General features: G+C 32.2%; 3 protein-coding genes. All 3 read right to left on the reverse strand.

Annotated features, from left to right (window positions below; translation table 11 throughout):
* Positions 1 to 4: 4 nt before the first annotated feature.
* The 3 genes from OIU83_RS10680 to OIU83_RS10690 all read right to left on the reverse strand — a co-directional run bounded on the left by OIU83_RS10680 (position 5) and on the right by OIU83_RS10690 (position 11,715).
* Complete coding sequence (locus tag OIU83_RS10680) at positions 5 to 7,348, reverse strand: hypothetical protein (protein WP_264206245.1); 7,344 nt, start codon at positions 7,346 to 7,348, stop codon at positions 5 to 7.
* A gap of 478 nt (positions 7,349 to 7,826) precedes the next feature.
* Entirely contained in the window at positions 7,827 to 8,321 is a 495-nt protein-coding gene (locus OIU83_RS10685; protein WP_264206246.1) for a hypothetical protein, read from the reverse strand.
* Positions 8,302 to 11,715: a pyroglutamyl-peptidase I family protein gene (locus tag OIU83_RS10690; protein ID WP_264206247.1), complete on the reverse strand. Its 3,414-nt coding sequence runs from the start codon at positions 11,713 to 11,715 to the stop codon at positions 8,302 to 8,304. Before OIU83_RS10690 ends, OIU83_RS10685 begins: the two co-directional genes overlap by 20 nt.
* Position 11,716: the final 1 nt, after the last annotated feature.

Raw genomic sequence — 11,716 nt, forward strand, 5'->3', positions numbered from 1 at the left:
TATTTTATAATTCTAATACTTGTTTATCAACGAATACTGTTAGTGGTATCTTACCATTTACTGCTGTTCCTTCATTATTCCACATTCTATATTCAAACTTGATGTTTAAATTAGTATCTGTAATTTTTTTACTATCAGGCATGATTAAAACCTGTGAGTAATCTTTGGAATACAATACTTTGTATGCTTGGTTTTTAGTAAATAATTCAACTTCTTTACCATTGATTATTTCGATACCAGGATCTCCTACAATAACTGTATCCTTAATTTCTTCTAATGGCATTTTAGGAACGTTAAATGGTTCAGGGTTACGAATTAAAAGCGCTATGGTATCACCAGTATTGGTATCGATAATGCGATTTACCTCAGTACTTTGAGCCGGATCAAGTGGAGATAATTTTAAGATTCCCTCGATAGCACGATCATACGAATGTTGATACTTTAATGCAATAGCATCACTCATAGGATTTGCTTTTGCAATAATTACATCATATAAAGCTTGAATTTGATCCTGAGCTAAGTTTAACTTAATGTCAAATAATGCTTTATGTGAATTAATTACAGCGCCTGTTTCATCTTTTTCTTTAATCAGATAACTGTTTATTTGCTCTTTGAAATCTTTGTAACGAGAAGTTTGGAACCCAAATTGATGTACCAGAATATTTTCAGCTTTGTCTTCGACTAGATTTTGGTTAGCATCAAAGTAATTATTTGCTAAAATCGTATACAATTTCGAAGGTTTTAAGTCTGTTAATTTTACTGTATAACCATATGATTTTGGTTGTAAAGGATCACCAATCTCCAGCGTACATTTCATTTCAGGTTTCCCTTTGATAAAGTTGTTTAATAATTGTACACCCAAAGGAATCCTAGGGTCATTATCGCTTACCCATGCTACATTTTTTGTTTCTGCTTTAGGATAGGTAGTTTTTTCTACTCCCAATGGATACGGAATAAGTTCATCGTTAAGAGGATCTTTAACAATAAGGTTTAAAGCGCCTTTCATTTCTTTTCTATTAGTTCCATATTCCGCCCAGTCTTTAAACATATGATAAGCATAAGGATTGGTGAAAAACAAGGAAACCTTGCATTGTTCATTTCCATAAAAAGCTGGTTTAGATTGTAATAAGCTTCCATCGGCATTAGGGTAAGAACGGTTGTAATCTATATATTGTCTTAATGATGTTAATGGAGATTTTGCCAAATCTGTTAATTCATTCTTCGGAGCAGGCGTCTGTCCAACTGGTGTTACAGGATCAGGAACCGGGAAGTGCCCTACCGGCCCTAAAGTTTTAAATCCATAATAGTATTTAAACGATGTTTCATTTTTGTCATCTACAGTATCTAGTAATTCAAAATCTAAACAATAAGTTGTATTTGGTCTCCAAATAGGTTGAACAGTGTTTTGAACTGCGTCCTTCATAGCCTTATTGTCTTCTTTTACTGCTTCAGATCCAGGTATGGTCGTATTATGGAAAAAACTTTCTTTAGTCAACCAATCTATGCTTTGTACATAAGTAGTATACTCTAATTCTTCATCCTTATTATTGCCTCCTTTTGAACAGATAACACTATTTACAGTAATTAATTTAGAAGTCTTAGTTCCTCTTGTATAGGTTAAATTTGTAACAGCATCAAGTTCAATTAAATTAGTCGTTCCATTTGCTAAAGCAGAGTTAGATGAAGTCACCGAAACAGTTGTTGTCGGATGCAATGAACAGTTGTCGAATAGATCATTAAATAGAGAGAAATAAATTCCTTTCTCATTCTTTTTAGATGAAAGCATCAGGATTTCATTCGCCGATGGAGCGTTTTGGATAGTAATGATTGACGCTTTATCCGCAGTATTTTCTCTTTCAATTAATCTTGTAAGCTGTAATGAAGTATTAAATACGAATAAATAATGTTCATTATAAGCAATAATAGAATTATCTGTTAAGGTATTATTTGATAAATAAACAACAGAATCAAATATTGTATCGTTTTTAACTATATCAAGGGCAGTACCGTTAATTTGAGCTAAACCGAATTTTTCGTTTGTCAATTTAACCGACATCAGGATTTTTCCATTTGCAATGATTGCATCAGTAATTTCGGTAATAGAAGTGTCAGAAACTACCTTTGTATCAGTTACAGTTACTGCTTTAGTAGCTGTATTAACGCTTAAACGAATAATCTTTTTATCTTTTGTAATCAAACTAAACTCAGTACCACTATGTTGTAGTATTTTAATTGCTATTTCACTGATTTTTACACGATGAATAATAGCACGATTACTTCCGTTAACCCAGTTAATTTGAGTTTCATTACTCAAAGTATTAATCCAAAGAAGCTCATTGTTATCTAATGGCAATAACTTGTTAAATCCTAAAGAATAGGTGCTTAGATATTGCATTCCAAAACTCTGATTTAATTCAGAATCAAGTTCAATAATTGCTGTTGCAGCAAGAGGATCTTGGCAACCAACTACAAAATTATAGTCAATAACTGCCTCTCCAATTCCTTTACATTGTCTCGTATCTATGGCTTGAGTGAGTAACAAATTACCATTTACGACTTGCATAGAAGTTACTACGCCGTTTAATAAACGCTCTCTTAATATTCTTCCGTTGCTATCAATTTGAATAAGAACTGTTGTGTTTGGCTGCGGATGAAATGAAATAAGATAGGTATTATCATATTTAAAGACTTTATCAAATGCGTAAATAACTTTTCCTTTATATCCATAAAAACGAGTGAAAGTAAGTGAAGTAGGAGTGCTATTTGGCGTATCATTACCAGCAGCTACTTTTAATTGTGCTAATTCTGCCAGTAATAAATTGTATTGTGTTATATCACTTGGAACAGAAATAGAGACTTCTCCATTTGCATCAGCATAGGTATTATCAAATAAAGAAGCGAGTTTATTTCTAATCTCCAAAATACGCTCTGCGTTTGCCGATAAAGGAATAATTACAATCTTATCTATTTTAGTTTTTGAAATGGCATTATCTTCTGCATCAAGTAAAGTTATAGCACTTAACAATTCAGCTTTAGTATATGTTAACTCCTCTGAAGCTATCGCATTAGCAGTTTTTTTCAATAAAACTTTTTTATAAGAAACGAATTTTTTATTTTCTTCTGTGACAGCAGTATAAGCTTTAATTTTTACGTCTTTGGCAAGAGTGGTAAGTTTTAAAGTAGGTTCAATAGCCGATTCCGGGAATATAATTTCTAACTGATTGTAGTTTTTAAATGATAGAGATCTTCTATACCCAAAAGGGTTGCCCTCTCCAGTAATACTCATGAAATCTCCAGCCTCAAGTTTATTATTTTCCAAAACTACAGGAGTATCTCCAATAAGTCTAAAAAATAGTCCATTGATTTTATCTGCCTCATATTGAGTAGGTACATAAAAACGTTTTCCCATGCTCTTATTAAGAAAATCGGTATGCTCTTTTTCTATTTTTTCAGATACACAGAACAATTTAGATGGAGTAATTCCGTATTGTTCCGGAACATACCAGCCAGGTTCTCCAGCGCTTAAAAAGGAGAAAGGATTGGTTGCCAAAACACGAATACTATCATATTGATCAATAGCTTTTTGCCATTGAGCCCATGGTAAATTTTTCACCTTATCTCTATCCTTTTGCTCTACAACAGCTTCAAAAGGGTGGTAATCTTCCCAAGCATTTGCAGTACTATTCCAAGATTTTATTCCAATTGATTTAATAGAATATTGATGTTTAACCTGACGCAATTTTCTTCCTCCTGCTGTGCTAACTGGAGGCATCATATCAATATAATTTTTTGCATCACCAGTATAACCTCCAATTTTTTTGGCTAATTCCGGATTAGGTAATAATCCCTTAGCCATTTTAACATCGATATATGTGTCCAGGGGAATTATTTTTGTAATAGCACTTGCATTACTAGGGTAACTATTAAAATAATTAAGAGAGAATGCCTGATTAGTAAGCATATGTACTCCTTTTACCGAGTCGGCTGTTCTATTGTCCTGTGCATCACCGTATGTTCCCATAGGAAGTGGGCTATAAGGAGTACGATCAACCACTCTGTTAATATCCCATTGAAGTTCTATTAAAAAGCTTTTACTCACTCTAATGAAGCCTATCTTTACACGTACTCTTAATTCTAGTTTAGCATAGATTAAGAAGGGTTTAAACGATTCGATTGAGAATACGGTATCTAATACAATCTCTACATTTATAATCCAAATTTTAATCTGTATACCTCCACCAGCATTAATATAACCACCCATTTGAGGGCGTTTGAATGAAATTTTTCCTCCTAACTCTAGATAAGCCCATAGTTTTACTTTGGCAGGACCGAAGCTTTTTTCAAGTTTAAAGTCCAATCTGGCTCCAGCTTCAATTCCTTGAGCAGAAAGCATAATAAATGCTTTGGCAGTGAATAGAGTTAATATTCTGGCCATAATTGGATCTTTTCTGGATCCTAAATTTACATACCAAGGTTTTTGATTTTTAAAGAAGAATCCAGCTTCTAATAAAGCATGTAATTGAAAAATCTGTCCGCCATCTTTTGGGATACTAAAATCGGCTCCCGCGGCTAATTCCAATGAATCGTCTCCAAAAGCAACCATAGCAAAAAACGGAGGATTACTAGGATCATCTTCAATAAGACCTAATCGTCCGGCGATAACGTTTAATCCCGCTTCTATATAAAATAAGGTAGGCAGAGATAGTAACAACATCGCACGTAGAGACAAGACGTGTCCACCATCGGCTACAGTTCCAAAGGTTGCTCCAGCACCAATAGAAAATGGTGATTTATATTGTAAAGAGTCTGGTGGTCCACTGAATTTTCTAATGTTTATCCCTGGTTTCGGATGTTTATAAAATTCGTACCAAGAGTTATCTGTAGTTAATCCTGCAGCTTGTTTGGTTGCCACATATCTAAAACCTAACAGACCTCTAAAAGCTGAGATAGAAAGAAATCCTAACGGAATAGGAGTAGGGAGTTCGATATGAGCATCTACCAAAAATGCAGGATATTTAGGCATAAAACGCATTCCTACACCACCAGAAATTTTTGCTTTTGGTAATTTTAAAGAAACCTCCCCCATAAATTCAGGAGATTTCCCTGGTTCAGGAAGAGAAATCATACCATGAATGATAGCCATCGCAGAGGCAGCAGTTGCTGTTCCCGGAATCATTAAATCGACTTCGATAGTTTGAATTCTTAAAAACGAATCTTTATGACCTTCTTCAGTACAATAGTAATATTTAACACCTTCTCCACGAGCATCCAAACCTAATGGATTGATACTAATGGCACCATCAAATCCCCAAAAGTTGTATTTACGACCATTAATTTGAGTAGAACCAAAATTAATGTTAGACACAGCCATTTTTACTGGTCCAAGATTTAATGAAATATTTAAAGGAATTGGAATAGACCCCCCTTCAAGTTCAATGTTTCCATCACTATAAATTCGGAGTTTTTCGATAATGATTTTTTGACCATCCATAAGCTGGTTCATGGTCTCATTCAAAAATGAAATTTCACAAGCCGTTCCGATGTAATAATCATCTTCTTCTTTACCTAATTCTAAACTATTAAATTTAAAATTAACAAAGTCGAATAAAGTAGCTTCTGGTTTACTTCCTTCAGCGAATGAAGCTGTAAGATTAAAATCACCATCATCATATAAATGACCTTCAATACCTACGCGAAGAGCTTGACCTCCTTGTTTGAATTTCTTGATCTCTAACGCTCCCTTTATATTAGAACTAACAACTTTATTTTGCTTGAAAGTTATGTCGAATTTTTGAAAACCAACTCTAAAGCCTTTGCTTGGAGAACCTATGGTTTTCCAAAGTGTAGGAACACTGTCTGTACCATTATCATTTGGCAGGCTTTTAAGATACGTTTGATAATCAATAGCCGACTTAAAAGTTTTTGTTCCTCCCGTTAAAGGCGCTTTCTCAGTTAGTGTTAAAGGAAATTTGAATGAATAAGGAGGGATATTTGTAGTTGTTGTAGGGAATAGTTTTGATTTTAAATCATTAATATTCGATACTTTAACTTCTTCTACAACAGATGTTGTTGCGTTTTTTTGGAATAGTGTAACAGGAAATTGTAAATCAAATTCATTATCATAATAATCTATTGTTCCTCCTACAATAGCCGAAGGAACTGTTTCAAGCATAAATGTTCCAGAAACACCACCTGTACCTATTAATAGATCATAACCGCCTAATCGCAATGTGCTTGATGCTGTACCCTGAACAGTATCATCATGAAACCATCTCGCAGGTAAGGTTACAGATAATGCTCGGGCATATACCCCAACAAAATCATTTGGTCTGCCATCGGCATCAGCTTCCGGGATATTTGTTTTTTTACTTAAATCAAGTTTTAAACTTTCTATTTGAATAAGCATACCAGATCTTCCAATTTCGCAAAATTGTGGGTTCAGAGTACCTGCTAATTCTAGATTGTAACCTATTCCTGCTTGCGTATCGGCATATAAAAGTGCTTTGGCAAATTGAAATCTGGCAATATGCGTTTCGTCTTCATCTCTTTCGGTACCATTGTTTTTCCAAGGCAATAATATTTTTCTTGGAAACTCAATTGCAGCAGATAATTCGAGCGTTATCCTGGATTTTGGAGTAATAATTTTTTTAATGTATTCTTCAATATCATCAGGAATAAAAGATGAGAAAAAGATTTTAATTTTTGCTTTTGTCTCTGATAAATCGGTCGATAATAAATACAATGAAAATATTGCAGGAGCAATTTTTTTATCTAGAAGGCTAACTTGAACTATTAATTCTTGTAAACTATTGCTAGAAGTTTCATCGATAGCTATGGCAGTACCGTATAAGGTATTTATATCCTGAACAAGCTGACCGAATTTTGAAAGTGCAGGATTACTTTGAACTACAAATGTGTTTATAGCCAACTGGATTATTTGCTCTTCGGATATGTTTAGAACAGTTAATCCAAGATCATAAAAATCTTCTACAGAAAATGAAAAGCCATTTGCATTAAAATATCTTATGTAACGCATAACTTCCCATTCCCAAAAAACAGTGATAGGAAAAGAGGAAATTTTACTATCTTCATAATCAGGATTTAATACAAAGAAAGCACCAGTTCCTGGTAATTCGAATGCTAATTTTTTTCTGCTTACAATATCTAAACTATAAAAAGCGCTACTACCGGTAGTACTCTTAGATGTTTGATAATCTTTATAATACATTTTATCAAAAACTCCTTGAAGTTCATCTTTAATAAAACTTAAAAAATCGGGTAAGTCCTCTGGTTTTATCAAATCTGATAAAGCCGGATAGTATTTATAATCTGTTGGCGTTGTTGGCATAGTCTTTAATACTATTTGTGTTATTATTTCTATTCTATTTTTTTGGTGACCGTTTTGTAAATTATTTTACGGAGCAGTTGTTGGGTTCTATAATCTTCTATTATTTGTGTTATCTGGTTTATTTTTAAATGATTTAGAATTAATAAAACCTGATATTTAAGGTTAAAAAAAGACAATGGAGTACTAGGGGAACTTGTAGTGTAAGTTCCTTTTTGATAATTAATCTCGTAATATGTAGAATCGATTGGTTTATAACTTTCTACTTCATTAGTAGATGTTATTTAAATTTTATTCATCGAGAGATAGAATACTGTGTCTTATAATTATGGAGTGTTTTCTTTAGCAAACAGCTAGAAAATATATTTCTAGAGAAGTTATAAAGGGAGTTCTTCTTTGCTTAGATTTAGTTGTAATGTATTTATTATTTTATGAAGATGAACTTATTTTTGCTAGTACGTAGATACATCTTATAGCATTATCACATTTTAATCAATAAATTTGTAATGTTTGTTCCAGCTTCTATTTCGTCAGTTTTCTTTAAATTTAATTGTTCGTTCTGAGAAATAGGAATAAAAATACAATAAGTGCCCTTTTCAAAATTAATATCCAACGTATAATTTAATACGTCCCAAAATTTACCTGTAATAAAAATCAACATTTCTGTTTGCTTTTTCTTCTTAGATGTTAATCTTAAAGCTATGGTTTCATAAAATTGTTTTTTTCTGTTTTCTGAGGTGTCCTGAAAAGAAATAAATTTCAGCTTATCATATTTAATTTTTTTAATATCTTTTTCAGTAAATTCTATAGTTTTATTATTCTCTGCTTTGTCATTATCAATTCCATATGCTGTTATATTATACTTTGCCCTATCATAAGTTATATAAAAGTCACCTCCGAAAACTTGAGATTTAATTGAATTATGACAAAATAAGAATAAAAAAAACAGCACTGTTTTATAAACTTTGTATTGCATCTTTTAGGATTTTAGTTGTTTCTACTATAAAATTAGCTGCTAAGCTATAGTTGTTTACATCTAAAATAGGCACATGTAAATGACCAGATTTTAGATTATCATTTAAATTTAAATGATTTCTTAATACGGCAACTCTAAAAAATATTTCATTCGAAAGGTAAGTACCACCAGAACCATTTAGTGCAATTTCTCCAATCGCGGGAGCGGATAAATTATTAATACCAGAATTTGCAGATGAATATTGTAGAGACGATATGTTACTTTGATATTCTTGATTATAGACTACACGATTATTTCCAAGAGTGCCTGGTATCATATGGGCAATTGGCAAAGTTGTTTCTAAAAATTCAGGGATTTTACTTAAACTAGTTTGTTCTATTTTATTTCCGTTTGGAAGGTAAAATATATGATTTGTATTTTTAATATTAAGATTGTCTGTACTAGTTTTTGTTCTAAATTTAGAGGCAAATCTTTCAATATCAAATCTATATCTCCCTTGACTAACAGTTATAATCATTTTCACATTTGCAATATGCGGAAAAATATATTTTTCTACATATCCTTTGTCAAAATCTTTATATCTTACAGGGAATATCATTGTCTGAATATAAGTATTATTAATTAGTTTACCATGTAAAGATAAAATTGCTATTCCACTTGGATTCCATTGCTCTATATCATTTTCTAGTTGAAAAGGATCAAATCCTGTAATTAGAATTTTATTTGTTCCAACAGGAGCATTTATAACGCTTGTATAATTTCTGCTTTTTTCTTCAAATAATAGGATAAGGTTGTCTAAATCTTTTGCATTATTTCCGCCACCAAAATAAGGGTGACTTTTTAGGGCTACTTGCATTTTTAATCTAGCCCAATAAAGAGGTCTGTCGTCTGGATTGGCATTACTGTTAGCTTGAACTGTACTTATGGCTTGATTCCAAATACTCAAAGCACTATTCTCAACCAATGTTTTTACATTATTGTAAAAGTTTGCATTATTATCAATTTGAGAAAGAGCATTAATAAATGTATCTACCTTATTCTTCATATTGATATCCTTTTCGATAAACCAGTCTTCATATCGTTTATTTGAGGTAGACTCAATATTATCAAAACCAATTTTTTCTTCGTAATTTCTTATATAGGTACTATCTGTAACTACATATTCTTGATAGGCAGAATACTCTTTAGAGAAAAAATAAAATCCATCTACTGTATAAACGAAAACTTCATTTGTAACTGTTGGAAATAAAGTTGATATATTTCCTGTTGCATCTTCAAAGCGAAATCCTACTTTAAACTTTTGAACATTTCGATTAGTGAAAGTTAAATCCTCCTCTAGATGAAAAAATACATTATCAGCTTCTAAAGGTAAGTTTTGAGTTACCGTAGTGGCAGTTTGTATAGTTCCACGAGCATTGATTTGGTTATACATCAATGTATTGTACTCTTCATCGGTAATTCCAAGATGGAAAAAACTATTCTTCTTTAGGGAACTATCTTTATGTATTAATGATAAGGAATTTATTGTATCAAGTCCATCTTCAAAAGTACCTTTAAAAACCGAAAAATCAGTATTATTATACACATTTAGCGCGTATTGTTCACGTGTCGTAGTACTCTTAGCAATACCGGCTGTTATAGTATCAATATTTAAACGATCATATTCAACTTCATGTATAGAATTTCTTTTTAAAATAGCCATATACAATCTACGTGTTTTTCTTGGAACAGCTGCTCCTGAATCTTTGGATTCTTTTCCATTATCAAAAACAACTTTGTTTTGTATAGACGCTCCAATATCTACAACAGCGTCAAGATTTATCATTCTGCTCTTATCATAAGTTGCCCATAAATTCATATTTTCTATTTCTGCATTTGGTAATAGAAAATTAGTGTTGAAATTTGCAGGGAATAGATTATTGTAATAATTTTTTAATGGAAACTCTTGTTTTAAATTTCCGTACAATATCAAGAATGTAGCACATGATTTAGTTTCATTAACCTGAAGTATAGTTGTAATAGGTGCTGTTTTGTTAGTTAAAAACGCAGGAACTGTAGCCGGTGTGATCGGATTAACTGGTTTTTCTAATAATGGATAGTGTGATGTATTATTATTAGGAGAAATAACATCTACGGTAACATGTCTTTCTTGTTCAGGAATTCTAGTGTCTATATTGTACTCTAAATTAAAAGAAATTCCCTTTTTGTATTTTGGAGGTGTACTTGCTGTAACAGTTAATTCTTCAATAATAATTGGCCAACCAGAGGCTTCAGTTTCGTTTAGCTGTCCTGTTGAGGAGAAACCAAATACTTTTCGAGTAGAATCATAATAGTTGTAACTTCTGTTATTTTCTCCTTGTACGTAAACGTATATCTTATTTTGAGTTTGGTATTTATTGACAATCTTAGTGAAAATATCGTTATTAGTTTTAAGCCCCTTTTTAATAGTAGCGTCTGTAGAAGAATCAGTGGCAATTGTTTTTATAGTTCCGCACTCCATGTGTGAACCCCAAAAAGCAGCTGCATCCATAAATTGATGAATGTATTCTTTGTATCTTTTTATTTTTACAGGAGTAGAAGAAGGAATTGCTGTAGTATCAAAAATATGCTCCTTCTCGCGAGCAAATTTTAAGTCAAATTTAAATAATTCCTCTTGATTTTGTAATTGATAATCACCGTGGTCAAGTACAATATCGAGTCCTATTTCCCCAGTGAAATTCCCTAAATGCTCACCTGCTGTACATAATGGGATTTGATAAGAAATATTAATATCCTTTTTTGTGAAATAGTTTTCGATAAGTGTATTGTCTGATTGGGTTTCGTCATACCCAATCAGAAAAGAAGGGAATTCAGTTGGAAGGGGGAGTGGAGCTTTTGTATTTGGATCAATTAATGTAGAATTATATGCAATATATTGCTTCCATAATTTTGCTAAAAACGTTGGTTGACCAGTGCCTTCATTTACTAAAGGTTTTAATATATTATTACCAATTAAATCTGCTTTGTTAACACCTCTATAAATGAAGTATTTAATTTTAAGAGGGGAGTAAGTATTAGATGGTTTTAAAATCAAATTTACTTTTGTAGCATCTCCTGTTTGTGGTTGTATTAATACTTGGCCATTACAAATAGCCATAACTTTTACAGGATCTGTAACAGTAGCTCTAATTTTTGAAGTTGTCCTGTACTTTGTAGTCAAACTACCCGTCACGGGACCAAAGGCATCCGTTGTGTAATTTGCAACAACTGTACTTGAAAGTTGAGATTCATCAACAAAAAAGTGAGATGTAGGCTCATATTCTTTTTTAGCTGTCGCTGCAATAGCATTATTCAAAACTTCATTTTGACTGGTTTCGCTATTTAATGTATATGTAAAATCGAATACTGTTGACATA

The sequence above is a fragment of the Flavobacterium shii genome (assembly GCF_025847235.1).
Classification (GTDB): Bacteria; Bacteroidota; Bacteroidia; order Flavobacteriales; family Flavobacteriaceae; genus Flavobacterium; species Flavobacterium shii.